At 50.9% G+C, this 24,443-nt stretch carries 17 protein-coding genes and 1 pseudogene; 6 read left to right on the top strand and 12 right to left on the bottom strand.

Features of this window, described 5'->3' with window-relative positions; translation table 11 throughout:
• The first annotated feature begins 16 nt into the window (after positions 1–16).
• Complete coding sequence (locus GCU48_RS15900; protein WP_152380644.1) at positions 17–1,051, top strand: DctP family TRAP transporter solute-binding subunit; 1,035 nt, start codon at positions 17–19, stop codon at positions 1,049–1,051.
• Between the two features lie 119 nt (positions 1,052–1,170).
• Positions 1,171–2,472 carry a dicarboxylate/amino acid:cation symporter gene (locus tag GCU48_RS15895; protein WP_208811841.1) on the top strand — a complete coding sequence of 434 codons (1,302 nt, stop codon included), beginning with the start codon at positions 1,171–1,173 and terminating at the stop codon, positions 2,470–2,472.
• Positions 2,473–2,561: 89 nt separating this feature from the next.
• On the opposite strand, the gene GCU48_RS15890 is transcribed toward GCU48_RS15895, so the two are convergent.
• From GCU48_RS15890 to nifB, 11 genes are all read right to left on the bottom strand, one after another.
• Positions 2,562–4,400 (bottom strand): ABC transporter ATP-binding protein, encoded by a 1,839-nt coding sequence (locus GCU48_RS15890; protein ID WP_152380643.1) that lies wholly within the window; start codon positions 4,398–4,400, stop codon positions 2,562–2,564.
• The gene (locus GCU48_RS15885) at positions 4,381–6,117 is read right to left on the bottom strand and encodes an ABC transporter ATP-binding protein (protein WP_152382179.1); all 1,737 of its coding nucleotides are present in this window, start codon (positions 6,115–6,117) and stop codon (positions 4,381–4,383) included. The genes GCU48_RS15890 and GCU48_RS15885 overlap by 20 nt, the downstream gene beginning before the upstream one ends.
• Positions 6,118–6,406: 289 nt before the next feature.
• Positions 6,407–7,543, bottom strand: coding sequence for a homocitrate synthase/isopropylmalate synthase family protein (locus GCU48_RS15880; protein ID WP_152380642.1), 1,137 nt, complete (start codon positions 7,541–7,543; stop codon positions 6,407–6,409).
• Positions 7,521–8,285 (bottom strand): HesA/MoeB/ThiF family protein, encoded by a 765-nt coding sequence (locus tag GCU48_RS15875; RefSeq protein ID WP_152380641.1) that lies wholly within the window; start codon positions 8,283–8,285, stop codon positions 7,521–7,523. The genes GCU48_RS15880 and GCU48_RS15875 overlap by 23 nt, the downstream gene beginning before the upstream one ends.
• Positions 8,286–8,378: 93 nt before the next feature.
• Positions 8,379–8,768 (bottom strand): NifB/NifX family molybdenum-iron cluster-binding protein, encoded by a 390-nt coding sequence (locus tag GCU48_RS15870; RefSeq protein ID WP_152380640.1) that lies wholly within the window; start codon positions 8,766–8,768, stop codon positions 8,379–8,381.
• The gene (gene nifN / locus GCU48_RS15865; RefSeq protein WP_152380639.1) at positions 8,765–10,072 is read right to left on the bottom strand and encodes a nitrogenase iron-molybdenum cofactor biosynthesis protein NifN; all 1,308 of its coding nucleotides are present in this window, start codon (positions 10,070–10,072) and stop codon (positions 8,765–8,767) included. Before nifN ends, GCU48_RS15870 begins: the two co-directional genes overlap by 4 nt.
• On the bottom strand, positions 10,062–11,423 hold the full coding sequence (gene nifE, locus GCU48_RS15860) for a nitrogenase iron-molybdenum cofactor biosynthesis protein NifE (protein WP_152380638.1): 1,362 nt from the start codon (positions 11,421–11,423) through the stop codon (positions 10,062–10,064). Before nifE ends, nifN begins: the two co-directional genes overlap by 11 nt.
• Before the next feature lie 77 nt (positions 11,424–11,500).
• Positions 11,501–13,030 carry a nitrogenase molybdenum-iron protein subunit beta gene (gene nifK, locus GCU48_RS15855; RefSeq protein ID WP_152380637.1) on the bottom strand — a complete coding sequence of 510 codons (1,530 nt, stop codon included), beginning with the start codon at positions 13,028–13,030 and terminating at the stop codon, positions 11,501–11,503.
• Positions 13,027–14,475, bottom strand: coding sequence for a nitrogenase molybdenum-iron protein alpha chain (gene nifD, locus GCU48_RS15850; RefSeq protein WP_152380636.1), 1,449 nt, complete (start codon positions 14,473–14,475; stop codon positions 13,027–13,029). Before nifD ends, nifK begins: the two co-directional genes overlap by 4 nt.
• An 86-nt stretch (positions 14,476–14,561) precedes the next feature.
• A complete protein-coding gene (gene nifH / locus GCU48_RS15845) occupies positions 14,562–15,428 on the bottom strand; it encodes a nitrogenase iron protein (protein WP_152380635.1) in 867 nt (288 codons plus the stop codon).
• 6 nt (positions 15,429–15,434) lie between these two features.
• Entirely contained in the window at positions 15,435–16,901 is a 1,467-nt protein-coding gene (nifB, locus tag GCU48_RS15840) for a nitrogenase cofactor biosynthesis protein NifB (RefSeq protein WP_152380634.1), read from the bottom strand.
• A gap of 426 nt (positions 16,902–17,327) precedes the next feature.
• Between nifB and GCU48_RS15835 the strand changes: the two genes are divergently transcribed.
• A complete protein-coding gene (locus tag GCU48_RS15835) occupies positions 17,328–18,377 on the top strand; it encodes a LacI family DNA-binding transcriptional regulator (RefSeq protein ID WP_025717196.1) in 1,050 nt (349 codons plus the stop codon).
• 284 nt (positions 18,378–18,661) lie between these two features.
• Here GCU48_RS15835 and GCU48_RS15830 read toward each other — a convergent pair.
• A pseudogene (locus GCU48_RS15830) lies at positions 18,662–21,091 on the bottom strand (rhamnogalacturonan lyase).
• Positions 21,092–21,398: 307 nt separating this feature from the next.
• Between GCU48_RS15830 and GCU48_RS15825 the strand changes: the two are divergent.
• The 3 genes from GCU48_RS15825 to GCU48_RS15815 are packed head-to-tail and all read left to right on the top strand — an operon-like array spanning position 21,399 to position 24,195.
• Positions 21,399–21,983 (top strand): RNA polymerase sigma factor, encoded by a 585-nt coding sequence (locus GCU48_RS15825; RefSeq protein ID WP_152380633.1) that lies wholly within the window; start codon positions 21,399–21,401, stop codon positions 21,981–21,983.
• Positions 21,955–23,157, top strand: a complete 1,203-nt coding sequence (locus GCU48_RS15820) for a DUF4179 domain-containing protein (protein ID WP_152380632.1) — start codon at positions 21,955–21,957, stop codon at positions 23,155–23,157. Before GCU48_RS15825 ends, GCU48_RS15820 begins: the two co-directional genes overlap by 29 nt.
• A gap of 60 nt (positions 23,158–23,217) precedes the next feature.
• Positions 23,218–24,195, top strand: coding sequence for a DUF5643 domain-containing protein (locus GCU48_RS15815; RefSeq protein ID WP_244315721.1), 978 nt, complete (start codon positions 23,218–23,220; stop codon positions 24,193–24,195).
• The last annotated feature ends 248 nt before the right edge of the window (positions 24,196–24,443 follow it).

Below are 24,443 nucleotides of genomic sequence, written 5' to 3'. Positions count from 1 at the left end.
GATGGGAGGTTACTTTGTGAAAAGAGCTGCTGGATTTGGTGTTTTGCTCGTACTGGGTATCCTAACGGCTTATGTAATCGGTTTTCAAAAAAATTTTAACGAAGAACTCCCTTATGATAATGAATTTACCGGTCTTAAAGATCGGATCGTGATCAAATTTAGTCATGTGGTAGCTGAAAACTCGCCCAAAGGGCTGGCCGCCGCTTATTTTGCACAGCGGGTTAAAGAAAAATCTAACGATCGAATTGAGATTCAAGTGTTCCCCAATGGAATGCGCTATTCAGAAGCCACGGAAGTGGCCGCGCTTCAGCGAGGAGAAATCCAGATGATTGCTCCTTCCTTTTCCAATTTGAACGCGATTGACCCAGCCTGGATGGTGATGGACCTTCCATTTGCCTTTAAGGATCAGGCTGAAGTCGACCAGGCACTGAACGGAGAATTGGGCAAGCGGTTATCGCAAACGCTTGACCCTTATGGCATGAAAGGCGTCGCCTTCTGGTCCAATGGCTTTCGACAGATGACGAACAACGCCCGTCCAATTCGCAAACCCGCAGACTTTGCGGGCTTGAAATTCCGTATCCAGCCAAGCCAGGTGTTGGAACGTCAGTTTGAAACGCTTGGTGCATCGACCATTAGCACTCCCTTCAACGAAATATACCACAGTCTGGAGACGCGAACGGCGGACGGACAGGAGAACACGATATCCAATATTTTTACCAAACGGTTTTACCAAGTGCAACGCTATATGACCATTAGCAACCACAGCTATCTGGGGTATGCCGTCATATTTAACAAATCCTATTGGGATCGCCTCCCAAGTGACGCCAAGCTGGTGCTACAAGAGGCCCTGGAGGAAACGACGCGTTGGAACAAGCTGAAAACCTATGAAAACGCCAATCGACTGAATCAGCTGCAACAGACCGGAGACATTAAAATTACCTATCTGTCCGACGATGAGCGCAAGCTTTGGAGGGAACGTCTGCGTGTGCTCTATCCGGAGTTCACACCCATCATCGGGTCCGATCTGATGGATATGATTCAGGGACCTTAAAGACCAAAAGGAACGTTATGACCGTATTCTTGTTTGCCAAGAACGCAGCTTTTACACTGGGGATACAAAAAATAAAGCGTTTTCAAAAAAACAAAAAAAGAAAGCGAGAGCGTATCCCTATGAGACTGAGAATTAATTTGAAAAACTTGACGGTTCAGGTCGTTATCGCTATTGTTCTGGGCATTCTTCTGGGTCACTTTTTTCCTACAACAGGCGAAAAGCTCAAAGTGCTCGGAGACGCCTTTATCAAGCTCATTAAGATGGTCATCGCCCCCATTGTATTTTTTACGGTGGTGCACGGAATTGCCAGCATGGGAGACATGAAAAAGGTCGGTCGTATTGGCGGAAAGGCGCTTCTCTATTTTGAAATCGTTACCACAATTGCGCTAGCCATTGGTCTGCTCGTGGTTAACCTGATAAGACCGGGCGCCGGTATTGATGTGAGCAAGGCAACCGGAGATGTATCTCAATATGCTCAAAAAGCAGCGGAATCAAGTCACGGATTCGTTGATTTCATCGTCGGCATTATCCCTGAAAATGTAGTAAGCGCTATGGCAGGTGGAGAATTACTGCCTATCCTGTTCTTTGCCATCCTCTTCGGGCTGTCATTGACGGCCATGGGAGAGCAAGCCAAACCCGTCATTGTCCTGTTCGACAAGCTCTCTCACGCCTTCTTCGGTATCGTCAATATGATCATGAAATTATCGCCAATCGCCGCATTTGGTGCCATGTCCTACACCATTGGTAAATTCGGCATCGGGTCGTTGACCTCTCTTGGCAAGCTGATGGGCTCCGTTTACCTGACCATGGCCCTGTTTATAATCATTGTGCTCGGTCTGATTGCTCGCATGTACGGTTTCAGCATTTTCAAGTTTATCGCTTATATCAAAGAAGAAATATTGCTTGTACTCGGGACTTCCTCCTCCGAGTCGGCTCTGCCACGGATGATGGAAAAAATGGAGAAATACGGCTGCTCCAAATCAGTGGTCGGTCTGGTCATTCCAACAGGCTATTCGTTTAACCTGGATGGTACGGCAATCTATTTGTCCATGGCTGCCATTTTCGTAGCCCAGGCCTCCGGCGTGGAGATGACCCTGTGGCAGCAGCTGACACTGCTGGGTATCCTTATGCTGACCTCGAAGGGAGCAGCAGGCGTTACAGGCTCCGGATTTATCACGCTGGCAGCCACACTCGCGGCGTTCCCTTCCATTCCGCTGGCGGGAATGGCGCTGCTGCTCGGAGTGGACCGCTTCATGTCAGAAGCACGCGCCATCACCAATCTGATTGGTAATGGAGTCGCTACCGTCATCGTCGCCAAATCGGAAAATGAGTTTCATCCGGGCAGACAGGCGGAGCTTGCTCCGGCACATGCTGAGCTTGAATCCCGTCCCTTGAACAGCCCATTAACTAAATCTGGATAAGAAAGCATCATAAAAAAAGGGCTACCTCAGTGGTCTCCTCCGGGGTAGTCCTTTTTTTCCTATAGCCAACCCCTCTACCAACCTCTCACCTAAGAGCTTTGCTTTCTCAACTGACCATAATATAAGTCGCTGTAAAAGCCTTTATGGGTCAGCAGCTCATCATGAGAGCCCTGTTCCTCCAGACGACCATCCTTCAAGACCAGAATCCGGTCAGCCTGACGAATGGTATTCAGTCTGTGAGCGATGACAAAGCTTGTTCGACCTTGCATAAGCCGCTCCAGTCCTTCTTGTATTTTCATCTCGGTAATGGTATCAATGCTGCTCGTTGCCTCGTCGAGGACAAGAATTGCAGGGTTCGCCAAAATAGCGCGTGCGATAGCCAGCAGCTGTTTTTGCCCTTGACTGATGCCGCTACCGTTGGCCTCCAATACCTTGTCGTACCCGTCCTTCATCCGCATGATAAAGGAATGAGCATTCGCCAGCCTGGATGCCTCCTCAACCTCCTCGTCCGTGGCATCCAACCTGCCGAAACGGATATTGTCACGAATTGTTCCCTGGAACAGGAAGGAATCCTGTAGCACAAACGCCATATGGGAGCGCAGGCTTTCACGCTGTATGGTCGTAATGTCGCGTCCGTCCAGCGTAATCGTTCCCTTGTCGGGAGTGTAGAACCTGGAAATCAGTTGAATCAGCGTTGTTTTTCCAGCCCCGGTTGGACCGACCAGCGCGATCATTTCGCCAGGCTTGGCTTCAAAGGAAATACCCTCCAGCGTATCGCTCCCTGCATTATAGCCGAAGGAAACATCGGTAAATCGTACGGCTCCTTCTACATGCTTCAGAGCCACTGCACCTTGCTCGTCCTTGGACTCTTCATCCTCGTCCAATATCTCGAATACACGTTCAGCTCCGGCAATGGCAGACAACAGCGTGTTCCACTGGTTCGCCAAATCGTTCAGCGGTCTGGTGAACTGACGGGCATATTCTACGAATACGATAATCGTACCTATCGTAATGGAGCCGTGAATCGCCAAAATCCCGCCGATCCCCGCTACAATGGCAAAGCTGAGGTTGTTCAGTCCGTTCATCAGCTTGGGGATAAAGCCGGAAATGGTTTGTGCCCAGAAGCCCGACAGACGAATGCGGTCATTTCGCTCGCCAAAACCGTGGATGACTCTCTTTTCCTGTGAAAATGCTTTGATAATCTGCTGCCCGGACAGCGTTTCTTCAATATAACCATTCAGTTCGCCCAGGTTGTTCTGGCGTTCCTTATATAAAGGCCCGGTCCGGCGTGTAATCCAGCGCATCCCGGACGCCATGAGCGGCACTATGATAAAGGTCAGCAGTGTCATCAAAGGACTTAACCACAGCATGACTGCAAGGGTACCGACCAGCGTCAATATGCTCGAAAAAATTTGAATAGCCGAGCTGTTCAGCGTAGAGCTGACATTTTCGATATCATTGGTCAGCCGGCTCATGATTTCTCCCTGTTGGCGTTTGCCGTAAAAAGGAATCGGCAGCCGATGCAAATGCGAAAACAGATCAAAACGCATCCGGTATACGGTCTCTTGGGCGATTTCAATCATCCAGATATTTTGCAGCCAGGAGGTCAGCGAGTTGAACAGATATACAGTCGCTAATCCAGTCAGAAAATAAATCCACGTGCGTCCACCCGGACCTTCGAGAAAATCATCCACCGCTACGCCGACCAAATACGGACCCAATAGAGCCAGCCCCGAGCTGAGCATGACCATAAACAGCACCAGCATCAGCTTGGCCTTGCGGCGGGCCAGGTAAGCCCATATCCGACCCAGCGTACCGGACCAGTTCTTCGCCTTGGCCTTGCGGCGTCCCTCGGCGCCTGCCGGATTAAGCAGTACACCGGACGATGGTGTCGGCTGACGGAACGGATCAATAAGTTCCTTGAGCATGCGCCCCCTCCTTTCCGTATTGCGATTCATAGATGCGTCGATACAGTTCTGAGCTATTCAGCAGATGCTCATGACTTCCGCTTGCGATCAGACGACCCTCATCCAGCAGTAAAATCTGATCCGCCGATGCGGTCGAGCTGATTTTCTGCGTAATTAGAAATGTCGTGCAGGATAGGCCATCCAGCGCTTTCAGCAGCGCTGCTTCAGTTCGAACATCCAGCGCGCTCGTGCTGTCGTCGAGAATAAGTATCGTCGGACGGCGCACCAGTGCGCGCGCAATAGATAGCCGCTGCTTCTGACCACCGGACAGATTGACGCCACGCTGCCCAAGCAAGGTATCATAGCCTTGCGGCAGGCGTTCAATCGTATCATGAATTTGCGCCATCCGGGCGGCCTCCTGAATCTGCTCCAGGCTGGCATTCTCCAGCCCCCAAGCAATATTGTCGCGAATCGACCCGGTGAATAACAGCACCTCCTGCGGTACATAGCCAATGGCCTCACGCAGTATGGAAGCGTCCAGCTCACGCGCGTCCTTTCCGTCAAAGCGCACATGGCCGGCATCTTCTTCATACAGACGTGTAATCAGCTGCACAAGCGAGGACTTACCTGAGCCTGTAGCTCCCATAATCGCTATACGCTCACCTGGCCCAGCCTTAAAAGTAATATCCTTCAGTACAGCCAAATCGCTGCCCGGATAATGGAAGCTCACCCGTTCCAATTCCACCTGTCCCTCAATTCGCGTGTTATGTGTTGGAGCAGACGCACCCGCTCCATATTCATCATGTTGTGTTTCCAGCACCTCTCGAATCCGTCCCGTAGATGCGGTTGCCCGGGAAAACACGACCACGATGCCGGACAAGGCAGACAAGGCCCCAATCGTCCGCAAAGAATAATTGACGACTGCCACTACCTGTCCCACACTCGCATCGCCTGTGGAAATTTGACCTCTTCCGAACCAAAGCACCGCAATAATTCCCACATTCATCGTAAACAAAATGAACGGCATTGTCGTTTCTGTCCAGCGTAGAGCCGATACCGTTCCTTTCATCAGTTCTCCTCCATAATGGGCAAAACGCTCGATTTCATGCCGCATCCGCACAAACACCCGAATCAGCCGAATCCCGGTCAGATTCTCCTGAATCACCCCGTTCACATCATCCAGACGACGCTGAACGCCTTTAAACAAAGTGACCGTCCGACGCATCATCACCAGTACAAACACAAATAGCACCGGCGCCATGATCGCCAGCAGCAAACCAAGCCTGAAATGTACGACCAATGCCATCACAATACTGCCGATGACCACCAGCGGAACCCGTGTCATAAACCGCAGGCTCATAAACACCGTATCCTGTACTTGCGTAACATCCCCCGTCAAACGTGTAATCAGCGATGAGGTGGCAAAACGCTTAAACACCGGATAGGAAAAGGACTGGACCTTGCGGTACAGCGTTTCCCGTAAATCATAGCCAAAGCCCTGACTTGCATGTGAAGCAAAAAAGGAGCTGGCAATACCCGCCATAAAGGCGATAACGGCACTTCCTACCAGCACACCGCCCCATAACCAGACAATGGACAAATCCTGCTGCCGGATACCCTCATCAATGATTTTGGAGATCAAATATGGCTGCGATAACTCCACCGTCAGTTCCAGCAGCATCATCACGAGTGCTGCGATGGCTGGAACCCGATATTTTTTTAGAAAAGAAAACATCATCCCCACAAGCATTCCTCCAATTGCCAGACAGCCGTCCTTCCAGATCAGCATCTAATCGTCATATGAATCAAACCTGCCGTAAAACCATCTAACGCACATTATACAGCACTATATTGTATTATACCCCTCTGAACGACTTCGTTTAACCAGCAAATTCGAGACTTCGCTTGCAGCCATCACAGATATGTAAAAAAACAGCAGTACGAATAAACCCTCCATTGGCGTTGGAGGTTATATGAAAGAAAGCGTTCCAGTCACGGCACACTCACCGGACAGAAACGCTTTTTGATTAGTTCGACAGTTCTGCCGGATAATGCTCCAGCCAGTGCTTTAAGTCCTTGCTGTAGATGACCCACTTGGGGTCTTCACCGACCAGGCGAAGCCGCTCCAGCAGGAATTTGATTTCATCGGGGCCTGCCTTGATTCCCTCCTGCTCCAGCATATACTGAACTGCACTTCTGCCCGAATGCTTGCCGAGCACGAACGAATGATCAGTGCCCAGCTCGGTCGGATCAAGGGCCTGATAGGCGGAACGCTCCTTCAACAGACCATTGATATGTATGCCGGATTCATGAGCGAATACCATATCTCCCACAATTGGCTTGCCCTCGGGAATGACTCGGTTAGAGGCTTTGGACACCAGTGCAGCCAGCGGATTCAGCAGCTCGGGGCGAACGCTGCAGGTTCCCTTATATAAGTCCCTCCACGACATCACTACCTCCTCCAGCGCCGTATTGCCAGCCCTTTCCCCAAGGCCCGAAACGGTGGTACTGGCCCAGACAGCTCCTGCCTGCAAAGCTGCCAGGGTATTGGCAAGCGCCAGACCATAATCGTTATGGCAGTGGATCTCAAGCTCCACACCCTGCGGGACACGCGATACAAGCCTACCTATGCGGGCCGCTATGGCATCGGGATGGTGAACGGACAGCGTATCGGCATATCTGAACCGCCGGATACCATCCCTGTAGAGCTGATTCGCCAGCTGCTCCAGGAACAGGTCATCTGCCCTTGAAGCATCCTCAAAGCCTACGGAGACAGTCAATCCTTTACACAGACCGTAATCGACAGACTTGCGGATCAGCTCTGTCACCTGCACAGGAGTCATACCCAGCTTGGCCTTCATCTGCACCGCCGATACGGGAACCGAAATATGGGCCCAGTCGACACCCGTCGATTCCGCTGCATCAATATCCGAGAACACTGCGCGATTCCAGGTCATTAACTTCATCTGAAGTCCGAGAGCGGCAATCCTGGCAATAGACCTGCACTCTGCCTCCCCCATGGCCGGAATGCCGATCTCAGCCTGCTCTACCCCCGCCAGATCCAGCATGATGGCAATTTCTGCTTTCTCCTTCGTCGAAAAGGCAACGCCCGGAGCCTGTTCTCCGTCACGAAGCGTCGTATCACAAATGTGCAACCGATTCATCTGTATCCCCTCCTGTTCCGCAGCACGGACAACGCGGATTGCGCTTGACGGCTATGCTGCAGCTGCTCATATCCAGCACATTCATGCGGTGCATGCGGTCAGTGAACAGATTGCCCGCATCTGTAATCCATTTGACTGCTTCCAGTGCAGCCATGCAGCCAATCAAGCCGGAGGTGGCTCCCAGAACCGGGAATCCCAGAGGCTCCCAAGGCTGCCCTCCTTCCGGGTAGAGACATTCCAGGCATGCCGTCCTGCCGGGAACAATGGTCATTAGCGATACTTCATAGTCGTACATGGCGGCTTCTATCATCGGTCTGTCATATCGAACACACAGCCTGTTCAGCGTATATCTTTCGGGAAAGTCATAGCGTGCATCAATTACGAGATCTGCCGCTTCTACCCATGGTCCGGAGGATTCTTCCGTGATTCTGTGGGCGTGACCCTCAAGTTCAGTCTCCGGATTGATACGATGTAAATGCTGCAATGCTGTCTCCATCCGTTCCTCACCGATTCGTCCGCTGTCCATCAGCACCTGCCGATTCATATCGGGCAGATGAATTACGCCCTCGTGGGCTAATATCAGCTTTCCCACTCCGGCAGCGGTCAGGTACATGGCCGCTGTCCCTCCCAAGCCTCCGATGCCTGCGACCATGACAGTGGCCTGCTTTAGTCTGTTCTGACCTTCCACTCCCAGCAGCTTCAACTGGCGTCCGTATCTGCTGTCTTCCAGCAGCTGTACCATTCGTCCATCCCCTCCATGTGCGACTCCCGCCTTAAAGATATTCGTTCTGCATGATCTTGGCACCACATATCGTCGCTCTTTCTTACAGAAGGCTTATGATTCCACCTTGCCGCTGCCCTCCTCAGCATGCAGGATTTTGGCAAGCCACATGGGCGGATTGCGAGCCAGCATATTCTGGAGACGCTGGACCTGCTCCTCAATGGAGCTGCCGTAGGCTACCTTTACAGGCATAATGGTCCGTTTGGTAACCTGTGCAGCGGCCGAAGCGCCGATCTGTACCAGGAAGATCAGGGCACAGTCCTCGATCAGGCTAATTCGGCTGGCGATTTTGCCCGCTTCGTTCTCATCGCTGCCCGGGGCTAACTGCCGATGCTCCAGAAACTGGACGCCTGAGAGCCGAATTTCGAATACAGTGAACATGGGACTCTGCCCAAAATGAGCATTCACAAGCACCCCGTCTTCCGTCGCAAATGCAACCTTCATCCTCCCTTCCCCCTCTCGGCAAGCAATACATTGCCCACCTTGTTCACCCACTCCATGGTTCCACGGTATCCGACGCTTACGGATGTATGAGCGCCCAACTCGTCATACACCGGCAAGCCTGCCGGTACGAATGAGGCACCGGCCCGTGCCGCTCCCTTTCTTCCATGCGAATTGCTGATCCACAAATCCACGCCCTGCGCGCTCTCCTCTGCATCATCCAGATCACCGATCCAGATTTCCCGTTCTGTCTTCAGCAGCGCGGGCGTGCTGCAGGTTGTAACTAGCCGCTTCAGTTCCACTCCCATCTCCTCCAGCCAGGCTGCGGTCGACAGCATATGATCCGGTTCAAGCGCCACTACAGCCGAAGCGCCGGAATAATAGAAATGGGCATCCAGCATGCTGTCCAACAGATTTTCACGCTGCCAGCGGAAACGGACGGGGGCTGGCTCGCGACTGATCTTCTGCAGGAAATGTATGAACGCATCGCTCGCAGCCAAGCCAGACAGACCATCGAACAAGTGATAGGGAATGCCTGCGGCATGAGTCAGCCTGCGTGCCGGACGCTCCATGCTTGCGCCAATGGCAATAGTGCAGGAAGACTCCAGCATCTGGCAGGCTGAATCCAGCGGAGTTCCCCCTCTTGTCAAAGGGGAAAAGCCTGTCAGCAGATGCCCGGACAAGGAAGTGGAGATATCGGGGAGCGAAATAACCTCCAGGCCAAAGGAAGCGATAATATCCTTGATTTCCATGACATCTCCGGCAGTCAGATAAGAAGCCGGCAGCAGATTGACCTGCGTCCGGCGCTGTTTTTTGGGAGACTTGCCTCCGGCCAATCCGAGTACGGCATCCATTAGCGCTTCTACTGTACTGCTGTAGCCCGTCTCCAGGGAACCGTGAAAATCAGGCAGAGATATAGAAAACAGCAGACTGTCCTTCAATGCCCGTTCTCGCTTGAATGTCTTTACTCTGGATTGAAAATCAACACCAGCCACCTCGGTGAGGGCCGTACTGATAACGCCGATGACATCCGGGTGGTGCTTGGACCAGATATGATCCAGCGCCTCCTCCAGATTCCGGTCTGCGTCAAATATAACGTCCATCTCTTGCAGCGCAGAGGTCTGAACGGCGATCGGCTCTCGAAAATGGCGGGTCAACAGCGCCTTGGAGAAGGCCGAGCAGCCCTGAGCGCCGTGCAGCAAAGGCATTGAGCGATATATCCCCTGCAGAGCCAGCACGCCGCCCAAAGGCTGTCCTACCTTGAGCGGGTTGACACTTACAGGCTTCGTGGCGGATTTAATCGGCAAATTCCGTCTCCTCCTCCCATGGAGCCAATTTGGCGGTCAGCTCCCATACCGGATGCTGCAGCGTATGCACAAGCTGCTTCGCCAGGGACAATAGCCCGTCATAGCCCGCATAAGCCTTGTGCCGCTCCTGATTGATGTCCACAAAAGGAACCTGTTCCTTAATTGCCATATACATGTTCCGTCCCCCGGCAATGACCATGTCGGCCTTGCGGCTCCGTACGGTCTTGAAAATCTGGCGGGCGCCGCCTTCCGGGATGTATTCCGCATCATCCCCGATACGGGCAGCAATCCGGGATACATCCTCGGCAGTGCTCTTATTCGTTCCTACCCCAACCACCTTAATGCCCAACTCCTGCAAAGCCGTAATGACAGACCAGCTCTTCACACCTCCGGTATAGAGCACTGCCCGCTTTCCTTTCAGCTGCTTGCGGTAGGGCTCCAGCTCCAGCGAGAGCCTCATTTCCTCCCGTGCGGCCAGCTTATCCACTCGTCGTTCCACTTCACGATCTCCGGTCAGGTAGGCCATCTGCCGCAAGGAATAACTCGTTTCCTTTGCTCCGTAAAATGACCCCTCAAAATAAGGGATGCCGTATTTACGCTCCATTTGCACCGCCAGGCCCAGCAAAGCCCGGCTGCATACGACCATATTGACCTTGGCACGGTGCGCCCAGCCCACCTCACGGAATCGGCCGTCCCCGGTAATTCGGGACAGGATAGTCATTCCTGTCTGCTGCATCAGCCGCTCGATATGCCACATCTCGCCCGCTATATTGTATTCCCCGATGAGATTGACATCATGGGAGGTTGTCTGTTCCGGCTCGGTGCTGCCGATAACTTGCTGGAACAGTACATCTCCAGCCAGCCGGGTCCCGAGATTCTTGCTGCCCACAAATCCCGGGCTGTTCACTGGAATGATCGGCGTACCCAGCCGCTCCGATTCAGCCTTGCAGACCCCCTCGATATCTTCGCCGGTGAGGGCTGTGACGCATGTTGTATAGACGAACACAGCCGGAGGTGCAAAACGGCTGACAATGTAGCGAATTGATTCATGCAGCTTCTGTTCACCGCCAAAAATAATATCCTGTTCCCCAAGATCCGTAGTGAAGCCATACGCCGACAGCTCCGGACCGCTGGACAGGCTGCCTCTGCTCTCCCAGCTATTGCCGAGACACGCAATCGGTCCATGCACCAAATGAGCCGCATCTGCAATGGGGATCAGTGTAATCTGGGCCCCGTCAAAGGAGCAGCCACCCGAAGCCTCCCCCGGCACAGGCCGGGGACAGGGCGTGCTTTTGGGAATTTTGTTGCCGCAGGATACCTCCAGCCTTCCGTTAGACACAGCCGCCTCCATCAGCACAACCCCCTTATTTCAGATAGAATCCATTGTCACAAGTCCAGCAACCAACTTCCATCTACGCGGTACAGCGGTTAGCGTACCAGATCAAAGCTGTGATCCGGAGCCTGCTCCTCCATGACATCCAGTATGGTATTCACAAATTGGGTAAGCAGATTCAGCGCACCCTGATAGCCGATAATCGGATAACGATGCAGATGATGCCTGTCGAAGATCGGGAAGCCCACACGCAGCAACGGAATGTTCGCCTCTTTGGCCGCAAACTTCAGATGAGAGCTGCCAATAGCTAGGTCCACCGGGTCCTCGAACAGCAGCGAACGCATATGCCACAAATCCTGACCGCAATGCACCGTTGCTTCTGCACCGTAGGGACTGGACTTCAGCAGAAGCTCTGCTTCCTTTTCAAATTTCCGGTCCCCATTGGAACAGACAATGTGCACAGGCTCCATGCCCAGCTCCAGACAAAAGCCAATCAGGCCGATGAGCATATCCGGGTCTCCCGCCATAGCCACTCGTTGGCCGTGCAGATAAGCATGCGAATCCATCATGGCGTCCAGAATTCGGGCGCGCTCCTGCTTCAATGCCTCGGGGATTTCGATTCCGGACAGACGGCTGATCTCTTCAAGCAAGCGATCTGTAGCGCGGATGCCCAGCGGCGTAGAGATGGAGGACAACTGTTGCCCCCAGGTTCGCTTTATATAACCTAATGTTTTACGAAGAGAGTGCTGCTGGATCGCCAACGTACCGGCAGCATCTGCGGCTTTGGGTACATCCTCAAGCGGCGTTCCTCCGTAATAGTAGCTGTACTCCCCAGTAGCGCCTGAATCAAAATTACTGCTGTGGTCGCCCAGAATGGTATACGGTACGCCGAACAATTCCAGTATGCGCCGCATTTCTGCAAAATTGCCCGTATACCCCTCAAACCCGAGCAGCACATTCAGCTTCAATTCATGACCTGGCTGCGGCGTCCGGCCTGACTTGTTATACAGTGTCTCCAGTACAGAGCGCAGCATGGCATCATAGCCTGTAATGTGTGAACCGGAAAAGCTGGGGGTATTGGCAAAAGGAACCGGCATATCCTCGGGAAGGGCTCCCTCCTGACGGGCATTACCCAGGAAGGCGGACAGATCATCCCCGATCACCTCTGCCATACAGGTCGTGCATACGGCAATCATCTCCGGCTTATACAAGGCGATGCAGTTCTCCATACCGTCAATCAGGTTGCGCATGCCGCCGAATACGGCGGCATCCTCGGTCATCGAGGTGGATACAGCAGGAACAGGCTCTTTGAAGTGGCGGGCAAGATGGCTGCGGAAATAGGCCGTGCAGCCCTGTGAGCCATGAATGAACGGGAGTGTTTTTTCGAAGCCTAACGCAGCCATGACCGCTCCCAGCGGCTGACAAGCCTTGGCCGGATTCACAACTACGGCTGTACGAGCGAAATTTTTGTCCTTGTATTCCGTGGTCTTGGTGTACTCCAGGGTGGAAGTAACCTCCTCCGGCGAGCAAGGGGCCTCGAAGGCTCGTTTTCCCTCACGCTGGCGCACATATTTATCCTGCCGAAACAGCTGATTGTGATCGACAATATTCAAATGTTCGCTCATACCGACACCTCCACATTCTGCTGGGACGGCAGCAGGCTCCATACTGGACTGTTAATGGTCATATCCATATCACGTGCAAAAATCTTGAAGCCGTCAAAGCCATGATAAGGCCCGCTGTAATCCCAGGAATGCATTTGGCGGAAGGGAATGCCCATTTTGTGATACACATATTTCTCCTTGACTCCGGCGCCCATCAAGTCAATATTCAGCCGCTGGGCCAATTCCTCTAATTCATAGGCCGTTGGATCATCGTACAGAATGGTACCTTCCTTTACATCGGGATACGTTTTTTCGTAATCATCCTTATGGGCAAATTCATAGCCAGTAGCCACAATTTCCATACCCAGATCCTCATAGGCGCCGATGGTATGCCTTGCCCGCAGCCCGCCAATCAGAAGCATCACCTTTTTACCTTCCAGCCGGGGGCGATATTTACGGATGACCTCCTCCATCTGCGGCATATATTGGGCGATGACCTGCTCACATTTCTCCTGAATCGTTTCGTCAAAGCGGGCGGCAATCGCCCTTAGGCTCTCCACCGTCTTGGTCGGGCCAAAGAAGTTATATTCCATCCAGGGAATTCCGTATTCCTGCTCCATCGTTGTGCACATATAATTCATTGAACGATGACAATGGATCAGATTGAGCCTGGATTTATGGGCAATGCCCAGCTCATTGATCGTGCCGTCACCCGACCACTGCGCTATGACCCGCAGTCCCATTTCCTCCAGCAAAATGCGTGAGGCCCAGGCATCCCCGCCAATATTGTAGTCCCCGATAATGGAGACATCATAAGGTCCACACTCCTGCAGCTCGCGACGACCCATCAGGAAATCGCGGATCGCATCATTGGCAATGTGATGGCCCAAAGACTGACTCACCCCGCGAAAGCCCTCACAACGTACAGGAATGACCGGAATGCCCAGCTCCTCTGTCATCTTCTTGGCCACAGCCCCGATATCATCACCAATCAGTCCAACCGGACATTCGGATTGCACGGAGATCCCTTTGGCCAGCGGGAACATCTCCTTAATTTCCCTGCAAATGACCTCCAGCTTCTTATCTCCACCAAACACGATATCCTTTTCCTGAAAATTGCTTGTAATCTGCATAGCAGTAAAATTATTGATGCCCAATACCCCATTCGCATAATTGCGCCTAGTGCCCCAGCTGTATTGTCCGCAGCCGATAGGACCATGGCTAATGTGCACCATGTCTTTAATCGGGCCCCATACCACACCCTTGGACCCTGCATAAGCGCAGCCCCTCGCCGTCATGACGCCGGGTCGTGATTTCATGTTGGACTTGATGGAACAGGTTCCGCAGTTCACAAGCTCCTCATCCGCGATCTCAAAATGCTTGGTCCGGTCCTTCTTTGATTTCTGGGGATATACCTCCAGTATCTCCTCTACGATCTGCTTTCCCTTATCCACAATACTGCTCATTTGGCCTATTCCTCCCTCCTGCAAGCTGCGCGTTCAGCTCCCCACCATCATCCGATGTTTCCGTCATTAAGCCTTCTGGCTGCGGTCTACTGCCCCGACGCCTCAGCTTTTTTAATTGCGGTCTCTTCATCCTCAATAATGCCGAATTCCATCAACAGCTCCTCCAGCTCTTCCATGGTAATGGGAGTGGGAACTGTTAGCATATCGTTATTCAAAATTTTACCTGCCAGCTCTTCATACTCCGCAGCCTGCTTATGGTCCGGGCTGTATTGGGTCACGGTCATACGGCGCAGCTCAGCATGCTGCACAACATTGTCACGCGGCAAAAAGTGGATCATCTGCGTATTCAGTCTTCTTGCAAGCTCGGTAATCAAATCTGCTTCCCGGTCCGTATTCCGACTGTTGCAGATCAAGCCGCCCAAACGCACCCCGCCGCTGTTGGCGTACTTTAATATCCCGCGCGCAATATTATTGGCAGCGTACATGGCCATCATTTCGCCTGAGCATACGATGTAGATTTCCTGAGCCTTCTTCTCCCGGATCGGCATGGCGAAGCCCCCGCACACTACGTCGCCCAGTACATCGTAGGACACAAAATCCAGCCCTTCGTAGGCTCCCTCTTCCTCCAAAAAGTTAATGGCTGTGATAATGCCGCGCCCTGCACAGCCGACACCGGGTTCTGGCCCGCCGCATTCCACATTCAGGATGTCACCGAAGCCCTTCTGGACAACATCCCCCAGCTCCAAATCCTCCACCGTGCCCCTTTCGGCCGCCAGATGCAGTACTGTCTGTTGGGCCTTCGTATTCAGAATAAGACGGGTGGAGTCTGCCTTGGGATCACAGCCTACGATCATAATCTTTTGTTTGAATTTGGTCGCGAGCTGAGCCAATGTATTCTGCGAGGTTGTCGATTTGCCAATACCGCCTTTACCGTAAAACGCTATTTGTCTCATATCTTCTCAGCCTCCAAAATGTTCAATGGTTGAATGCTTACTTTTCTTACTGCACTGCACAGGATACATATAACGCAGAAATTTTACATATTCCAGAACGGATTCCTCGATATCCCCGCCGCATACAATAGGCAGCACGCCAGCTTCCTGTAATGCCTCTTTGGGGGCCTCACCTATGCCGGCCGACAGCAGCAATGCACAGTCATGCACCATGGAAAGGATCTCCTTCATCGTCTCGGCCTTATCCCCATTGCAATCGGCTTTCCCGTGACAGTAGGATTGCACCTTGCGGATGCCTACGGAATTGACAATCGTCCCGTCGCTCTCATAGATCATGAACTCCTTGGCACGGCCGAAATGCTGATTCACCTTTCCTCCGCCACGACTGGCCACAGCGATCAGGACCGGTTTTGAGGTAAAGCTTGCTTCAGGCTCGCCCGATAACGGACAGCTACAGCCAGCCGCGGTTGACGATTGTTTGGGGTGCGATTGTCCCTCCTTGCGCTCCATCTTCACTCTCACCTTCTCATCCAGTTCTTTCTGAAATTGTGCCCTTGCCCCTTCATCCATGGGAGGAGCGGCCGCTATGTTCTCCCATGTAAAATCCTGATTGCGATCCTCGCCCAGCAGGCCGATTGCATCCGCCCTGCACTGACGGCAATGGCGCATAATAACGGCTCCCGCGTCAGCACATTGCTCCTGCAGCTGCCGCACCAGACGGGGACGGGGGGCCTGCATCCCTTCCTGCTTATACTGGCTGCCGGGAGCGATGATGAGCGGCATAATGTTGTGAATCACTGCGCCGTGCTCCTTGACCACCCTGGCTACCTCCGGCAGATGGGCATCGTTGACTTCGGGAATCAGTACCGAGTTCACCTTGCACAATACGCCTCTTGAAGCCAGCATCTTCAAGCCTGCAAGCTGGCGGTCAATCAGCAGCCGCGCGCCCTCCTCTCCGGCATAACGTTTTCCTTCATCGTGGACCCATCCATAAATGCGGCTTCCCACGACTGGATCCACAGCATTGATCGTGATCGTGACATGCGAAATACCCAACTCTACAATCTTGTCGACATGCCTGATCAAGGTAAGTCCATTCGTACTGAGACAGAATATGACATCCTTAACTGTCTCACGGACCCGGCGGAAGGTATCGAAGGTTGCGTCTGCATTGGCCAGCGGATCTCCAGGTCCCGCAATGCCGACAACGGACAGCTGCATGAGCTGTGCCGCTACACCATAGGTCTTGCGCGCCGCCTGCTCCGGCGTGAGCAGTTCACTGACCACGCCGGGGCGGCTTTCATTGACGCAATCGAATTTGCGGTTGCAATAATGGCACTGAATATTGCATGCCGGAGCTACCGGAAGATGAATGCGTGCAAAATAGCGATGTGCCTCTTCGTTATAACAGGGATGTCGTCTGAGGTTTTCTAATGCTAAGGGGGTTTCCGAGAGATCAGCTAAAGAGTCCATTCATTCCCTCCTCTCCACGTTATATTCCCTTACACAAATCTCTAATTTGGTCTGGAATATAATTACATCTTAGAGACAGGGGCATATCCAGTCAATTCGCTTCTTCCCGAAATTCCTGACATTTGTCCTCATTTCACATATGTGTCAATTTTTACGTCAGATAATATACCTCATAATTAACATGTGTGCGGTTACATTTCATTTTCTCAATGACCTCCGGACATAAAAAAGAGAGTCCGCACAGACGGCCCTCCAAATACAATTCGATTTACAAACGTAAAAATTAATTAATCATTTGTAACACGAACATTGCTATTTCGTGTGAACTATTATACATTTAGGATACATTTTTAGGTCTATACAAGAATTCGGAAAGGCAACCGTACCTCACCGACAATCATATATAAGCGAAGGTGGAACCTGTCTATGAAGAAAGAAAAAGTTACTATTCAAGATATCGCCGATGCTTTGGGAATCTCCCGAAACACCGCTTCCAAAGCAATTAATGGAAATGACAGCATCCCGGTTGAGACACGGAACAAAGTCATAAAAAAAGCGATAGAACTCAAATATAAGCAATTTGCCTATGTGGAAACAGAGAGCATCATTCTGAAAAATCAAGGTAATATTGCCCTGTTCACATGCAATCTGCCGAACAGCTCGCATTTTGGCTCCTTGCTGATCAGTGGTCTGGAGAAAAGAATAAGCGCGGAAGGGTATAATCTGTCGATTCATATTGTGCGGGAAAATGAGTTATATGCAGGAGCACTTCCTAATAATTTTGAAGCCTCCAAGGCCGATGGGATCATTTGTATTGAAATGTTTGATCCACAATATAGTGAGCTCGTTACGAGTTTGGGACTGCCCACGATCTTTATCGATTGCTCGGTGGACATTTTTTGCCCTGATTTGAAAGCGGATTTATTGTTGATGGAAAATGAGCATAGCGTTTATTCTGTTACCAAAAGCCTGATTCAGGGCGGATTTACGCAGATCGGTTTTGTTGGGGATTATAAGCATTGCAAAAGCTTCAACGAGCGGTGGGTTGGATATAACAGAGCTTTAATTGAAGCCGGTCTTACTGTGGATTTATCCTGTTGTATCATCGACCACGACCGAAATTTTTTCTCCGAGTCGGATTGGATGGATAAACAGTTGGAGGGCATGAACGAGCTGCCGTCTGCGTTTGTGTGCGCCAATGATTTTATTGCCGTCAGTGTTATGAAAGCGCTCAAAAATAAAAACATGAAAATCCCTGCGGATATTGCCGTGTTTGGATTTGATAATGCTCCTGAATCCCGGATTGTGGAGCCTCATCTATCTACCGTCCATATTTACAATAACGAGATGGGTATTACGGCAGCTGAGATGCTACTGGCGCGGGTCAAAGATCCTTCCAGACCTTATCAAATCACACATATCAAAACAGATCCGATATATAGAGAGTCCACACCGATATTACAAATAGAAAAGTAAAAGAGGAGTTCTGACGACGCTCCGCGAACAGAACGTTGCTCCAATCGCTGTTGTGGCGACCGCTGACGCTTTTTCGCAATCGTTCCGTCCTCTCCGCTGCTTTCAGTAGATTCCCTCATTATTATAGCTTTTCTAAAGGTATTACATCTGTTTTTGGTAAATGGTACAAGCCACTTGAAAGGCATTAAGAATGCAAAAAGGCAAGCCTCTAAGTAAGTAGAGTCTTGCCTTCTCCTAAATTCAATAACGATTAATGCAGCGAAGAGTCTTATGCTTCCTTCCTGTTATAAATCCTCTGCTGATTCCACCGACTCTGCTTTTAATTCTTTCGTATCTATTTCCGTCCCATTGGCTTTCGTTTTATTGACTTCCGTCCCATCAACTTCCTTTTCATCTATCTCTGATGCCTCTACCTCATCCGCTTCAACGCTGCTCTCTTCCTCAATCAAGGCTCTTGGCGTATAGAGCTTGGGAATCGGCACGTTCGCCCAATCCATATCGGATGCAAAGTAAAAGCTCGTATAGGACGGCTGGTTATAGCCGATATTTTGACGCGCCACATCCGCCCGATACTGCGGATCATGCATCAACGTGTATAACTTGTGCGTTGTAGGCTCAGTGCTCAAATAGATACGGATCGCAGAGCTATCCGCTGTACGGACAAGCATCTCCTCGCGCCAATCTCCGAAAATATTGGCAACCAGCGACGGCGTTCCTTTGGTATAGTTATTCGTTTTGGTGCCTGTTGCGGTCAGCAATGTACCGCGCCTCCAATCCTCAATGGTCGGGGTTACGTCAATCGCCCCGTTCACGATTTGTGTGGTCATATTAGCGGCCCATTTGATACTCATGTTGGTGCCTGGCATCCTCGTATCAAGCTGCTTGCCCGCCGCAGTCCACAAGCCGATGGCCCAGGTTTCCAGTCCTCGTTGATCCGGGTCTATGTCACCGATCATTCCGCGCCCTGTATCCTTGCCGGAACATGCGCCGTAGATGATTTTGCCTGTCTTGGCATCCCGCAGCGAATAGCCATATGGAGCATAGGTTCCGCCCTCATGCACCATAAAGATTTCTTTGCCCGGCCGATCCGGGTCAATATCAGTCACATGCAGCGCATCCCCGTGTCCCAGTCTGGCTGTTTGGCCCGGAATCGCGCTTTCCGGAGGCATGACATCAAACGAGCTGTACAGCAGGCTGCCGTCATGGTCGATGGTGGCAGACCTGTATACGATTTCGTCCTTGCCGTCACCATCCACATCCACCACACTCAGCGAATGCGCTCCCTGTGTGGTCAAAGTGCCGAATTTCGGGTCCGTTCCGTCCCGCCCGTGCGGGCTGTCATTAAACGGATTAGTCATCGGTGCCCAGCCGCTGTCCACCATCCAATGCTTTTGAAGATGGCGGCCGTCCAGATAAGCCACCCCTGCCAGGAAACGATCCACACGGTTGGCAGGTTCAATCCGGGCCATAGCGTAATCCCCCCACATAAGACCGTCGTCATGACGCTCCGGCTCATAGCGGACGGTGTCCAGCTCGGCTCCCGTTTTTCCTTTGAAAATGGTCAAATACTCCGGTCCATCCACAATAAAGCCTTCGCACTCTCTCAGCTTGTTTTTGTCGCTCCGTGCAGGCGCGTATACATCCATGAAGTAGTCCGCCAGGCTTTCCGCATCCTTTCGGGATAACGGATAGCTATACGTTGGAGCAATGCCAAAGCATTCCTCCAGCGTAGCGGGCCATTGCCCCTTGACCACTTCTTCATGCTTCGTCCAGCTCATGAACATGTTCACCACATGCTCGTAATAATCCGTGCGGCTTAAACGGTAATCGTCCTTATGCGTAATCCCTGCTTTTCGATCCTCACGGGGCAGGGTAATATACGTTTCTTTTTTCGGCTTGCCCTTTTTGTCAAAAGTAATCGTTTTGCTGCCTGGGGCCGTCTTGAACATCAGCTCGGCTTTACCATCTCCGTCAAAATCGTATACCATCATCTGTGTATAATGTGCGCCTGATCGAATATTCACACCCAGGTCAATCCGATATAACCCTTGCCCTCGGCCGTATATGCATCGACATACGTATTTCCGGTATCGCCTTTCTGAGATACATCCTTGGAGTTTGACGGGTCCCATTTTACGAAAAATTCATATTGTCCGTCTCCGTCCACATCCCCCACACTCATGTCGTTGGCTGAGTAAGTATAGGATTCACCTGCGGGTGTTGCTCCATCGGCGGGCTTTTGAAGTGGAAGCTCGTAGTAGCCCTGCTGCCATGGCATCACTTTGGCACTGCGATCCTTTTCCTTCCCATTAACGACTGAAGCCACCCTGTACACCGCATTTCCGGTTCCTTCCTTATCAACATAGTTGGTGCTGTCGGTCACCGTTGCAATCTTCTTGCCGTCACGGTATACATTAAAGTTTCGCTCCCGTCAGTCCTGTTGGGCCATAGCCGCTCACTTCCTGGGCCAATAACCGCCAGCTCAAAAATACACCCTCCTGCGTCACCGCAGCTACCAGACCCCGATCCAGATTTTCCAGCTGAATGCTGCCGCTACGGTTCTGTTCAACAGCAATTGCTGATTCCGCCTGCAGCGTTGTCGGTTCGGACAAGTCTTCCGCAGCCACTCCTCCAATCGTCCCCGTCATCACCAGCATCGTTGCCAACGCGGCGGTCAAGCTTCCCTTTCGCCATGCGCCTTTCCTTTGAGCAATCCAAGTCGTCCTCCTCAATTGTGCTGTGATGACAAGCAAGTACGCCAAAATGATTGCGCTTACATAATTTAAATTCCTTATTATTATAGTTTTGTCGTTCTCCCTAAAGCGTTTAAATATCCGGCAATTTCTCTACACAAATCCGTGTTGTTGCTCATTTTTATTGAAATATTCCTTCAAGCTCGCTTTATAACGGTTCATTGCGTGAGCTATGATCAAACATACACTATCAGGGTTTCACAAAAATGATGTCACAAAACGCCCGATTGCGGTTGTTATATAGACATAAATACAAGGAGGTGAGCTCTTGCAGGCAACCATCCCCGGGGATACGCAAAACAAATACAGCCAGGTTGAGCTGGCCGTAGAGCGCGTCAAAGCAGGTGAACAGCAAGCTTACGAAATTATTATTCGGCAATTCGAGCGGCAGATGTACACCTACTGCTTTTATATTTTGAGAAATCATGAAGCAACAGAGGACGCCGTTCAGGACATTTTCATCAGAGCTTATGAGCATCTTCATCAGTACAGCAGACAGACCAGCTTCTCGGCATGGCTATACAAGATGGCCTACCATCACTTAATGAACATCAAAAGGAAGCACAGCCGCTGGCTCAGACTGGTACAGCAGGTCAAAGAGCACGAGCCAATCGTCCAGATATCACCTTATAAAAGTGTGATTGAAGAGCTGCTGACTTATCTTACACCGGAAGAGCGTCATATTCTGCTGCTGAAGGCTGTTGAGCAATACAGTTTTGAGGAGATTAGCAACATCATGGGCTTAAAGTCGGCGACCATCCGCAAAAAATACGAGCGGCTTCGGCGCAAGCTGCTGGACCAGAGAAGCAAAGGGGGACTTGCCAATGGACAACCGTCCAACACCACCTTATGAACGAGAACTGAATCAGTTGGAGAATTGGATCAATGAATCAGTCATGCCCAGAGGCAGTATGAGTGATCAAATTATGAAGAAGATTGGAGAAAGAACCATGCAAAGAAAGACCACGAAATCAAAGTTAGCAAAACGGGCAGTCGTGGCGGCATCCGTAGTTGGTGTATTAGGGGCAGGAGTGGTAGGTGCCGGGTTTGTATCACCGACCATGGCGGCCACACTGAAGCAAATTCCCGGAATTGGCAGTATTTTTTATGGATTGAGTGCGGATGAAATTCAGACTGCTGTAGACAAGGGCATTCTCAGCCATCCTAACGAAAGTGTGACTCATGACGGAATTACGTTGACATTGAGTGATGTTCTGTATGATGGCACGCGCCTGTCCTTCTCCATTGAGCGTAAAGGCGAGAATATGCCGGAAGGTTCCATGAGCCCTTATATACCTATGGATTCCAAAACTGAAAGTAAAGATGAGGAATGGATAAAGAAGCATAAAGTGCCTGAAAAAGATCAGCTTAAGGGCTACTTTAAACATCCGGAAGTACTGATTAATAGCAAAAAGGTGGACTCTAAACAATTCATATTCGGTGATGATCCGCACAAAAACAATTCAGTCATGGGGGAGTTCCTGCAGTTAGGCTCCCTCCCGGACGAGTTTGAGTTGACGGTTAGGACCTCGATGACAGGTGTTGATGAGCCCTATGAATTCAAGGTCCCGGTGAAAATAGACAACACCATGATTGTTGTCCAGCCGAATGAGACAAAAACCAGCGACAGCTTCAGCTACACCGTGAAGGAGCTGAAATCTACCTCAACGACGACTCGCTTAGTACTTGACAGTACAGGTGAAGTGCCTGCTTCCCCGGAGCAGACAGGAGAGTATGCGCCAACGATGATGTATTACGATATTGTGGATGATCAGGGCAACATTCTTGAGCAGCGCCAATTCGGTTATTTCAACAGCAAACCTAGGACAAAATACCATGTGGATGAGCTGTATGATGCAGTTAAGCCGAACACGAAATACGTAACGATTAAGCCATTCACCTTAACCGTCAAGCCAGCTGACTGGAGCATCGTTGGACAAGTGAATGACAAGGTTGGCAACGAAGTGAAGAAGGGTGACAAAACGTATATTAAGGAATTGGAAATGGAGATTCCCCTGAAAAACTAAACACAAATGATTCAATTCATGAATTTGAAATCACAAGCTTCCGGAGAGGAGAAATGTCTAATGCAACAGACAAACTTAAAATTCACATTTCTAAAACGGGTATTACTTACAACATCGGCTTTCGCGATATTGGGAACAGGAGCAGCAATACCGAAATTTATATCCCCCATTGTGTCAGCCGCTAGTGACGCGGAATCCGCGCAAGCCGCTTCTTCCAAGCTGAGCCTGACACAGGACGGGGTTACACTGAAGCTCAGTGATGTGTTCTATGATGGAACACGCCTGTCTTTTTCTATCGAACGTGAAGGCAAAAATTTACCTGAGGGAGTCATGAGCCTGTACCTCCCAATAGATGCCAAAGCCAGTAAAAGCCTCAAGAAATATATGGTTCCTGAGAAAGATCAGAAAAAGGGCTATGTCAAGTCTCCTGAAGTTCTGATAGATGGGAAGAAACTGAAAAGCTTTCTAGAATTCGGAGAAAAAGTATCCCAAAAGAACACCGTAAAAGCCGAATACAACCAGTTGGGCTCACTTTCAGACGATTTTGAAATGACAGTCCAGGTAGGGGTTACCAGAATCAGCAAGCCTTTTGAATTTAAAGTTCCTGTCAAAAAGGACAGCAGTGCGGTGAGTGTCAAGCCGAATACGACCCAAAAGAGCGGGTCATTCAGTTACACGGTCAAACAGCTTGATATTACCTCCCATACGACCCGTCTTGTGCTGGATAGCGAAGGTCAAGTACCTGCGTCTTCCCAGCAGACGGGAAAATACGCTCCATCCATGATGTATTATGACATCGTAGATGATCAGGGAAAAACGCTTCAACAACGGAAAGTCGGCTTCTACAACAGCAAGCCTAAAACGAAGTACCATATTGATGAGCTGTACAGTGCTATAGGCAGCAGACCCCAATATGTGACGATCAAGCCGTATACATTGACAGTCAATCCCTCTAATTGGAGTTTGCCGGTCAAGGCAAGGGAGCAGACGGCAAGCATAAAAACGGAGATAAGACATATATCAAGGAACTTGAAATGAAAATTCCTGTGCCAGCACAATAACATCAATACAAGAAGATGAGCAAGCCTGGATGAGAATCCAGGCTTGCTCATTTTGTTCACTTAACATTAATGCTGGGCTTACTGTTTCACATGTCGGAGTGGCCCAAATGCTCGCTTCCACTGCATATGACCAGGTAGGGAAACTGGAAACCGACTAAACACTCCAAACAGGGCTTGGCAAACTTGCGCTTGTCATTCATTAAGAAGAGGTTCAGGTCATTCTTG

Source organism: Paenibacillus brasilensis, from assembly GCF_009363115.1.
GTDB lineage: Bacteria > Bacillota > Bacilli > Paenibacillales > Paenibacillaceae > Paenibacillus > Paenibacillus brasilensis.
This window is presented reverse-complemented; position numbering and strand designations above follow the sequence as displayed.

Coding starts and splice junctions, on each gene's coding strand:
- GCU48_RS15895 (WP_208811841.1), top strand. CDS start 1,171: ATGAGACTGAGAATTAATTTGAAAAACTTGACGGTTCAGGTCGTTATC.
- GCU48_RS15890 (WP_152380643.1), bottom strand. CDS start 4,400: ATGCTCAAGGAACTTATTGATCCGTTCCGTCAGCCGACACCATCGTCC.
- GCU48_RS15885 (WP_152382179.1), bottom strand. CDS start 6,117: ATGATGTTTTCTTTTCTAAAAAAATATCGGGTTCCAGCCATCGCAGCA.
- GCU48_RS15880 (WP_152380642.1), bottom strand. CDS start 7,543: ATGAATCGGTTGCACATTTGTGATACGACGCTTCGTGACGGAGAACAG.
- GCU48_RS15875 (WP_152380641.1), bottom strand. CDS start 8,285: ATGGTACAGCTGCTGGAAGACAGCAGATACGGACGCCAGTTGAAGCTG.
- GCU48_RS15870 (WP_152380640.1), bottom strand. CDS start 8,768: ATGAAGGTTGCATTTGCGACGGAAGACGGGGTGCTTGTGAATGCTCAT.
- nifE (WP_152380638.1), bottom strand. CDS start 11,423: ATGGAGGCGGCTGTGTCTAACGGAAGGCTGGAGGTATCCTGCGGCAAC.
- nifK (WP_152380637.1), bottom strand. CDS start 13,030: ATGAGCGAACATTTGAATATTGTCGATCACAATCAGCTGTTTCGGCAG.
- nifD (WP_152380636.1), bottom strand. CDS start 14,475: ATGAGCAGTATTGTGGATAAGGGAAAGCAGATCGTAGAGGAGATACTG.
- nifH (WP_152380635.1), bottom strand. CDS start 15,428: ATGAGACAAATAGCGTTTTACGGTAAAGGCGGTATTGGCAAATCGACA.
- nifB (WP_152380634.1), bottom strand. CDS start 16,901: ATGGACTCTTTAGCTGATCTCTCGGAAACCCCCTTAGCATTAGAAAAC.
- GCU48_RS15835 (WP_025717196.1), top strand. CDS start 17,328: ATGAAGAAAGAAAAAGTTACTATTCAAGATATCGCCGATGCTTTGGGA.
- GCU48_RS15820 (WP_152380632.1), top strand. CDS start 21,955: ATGGACAACCGTCCAACACCACCTTATGAACGAGAACTGAATCAGTTG.
- GCU48_RS15815 (WP_244315721.1), top strand. CDS start 23,218: ATGCAACAGACAAACTTAAAATTCACATTTCTAAAACGGGTATTACTT.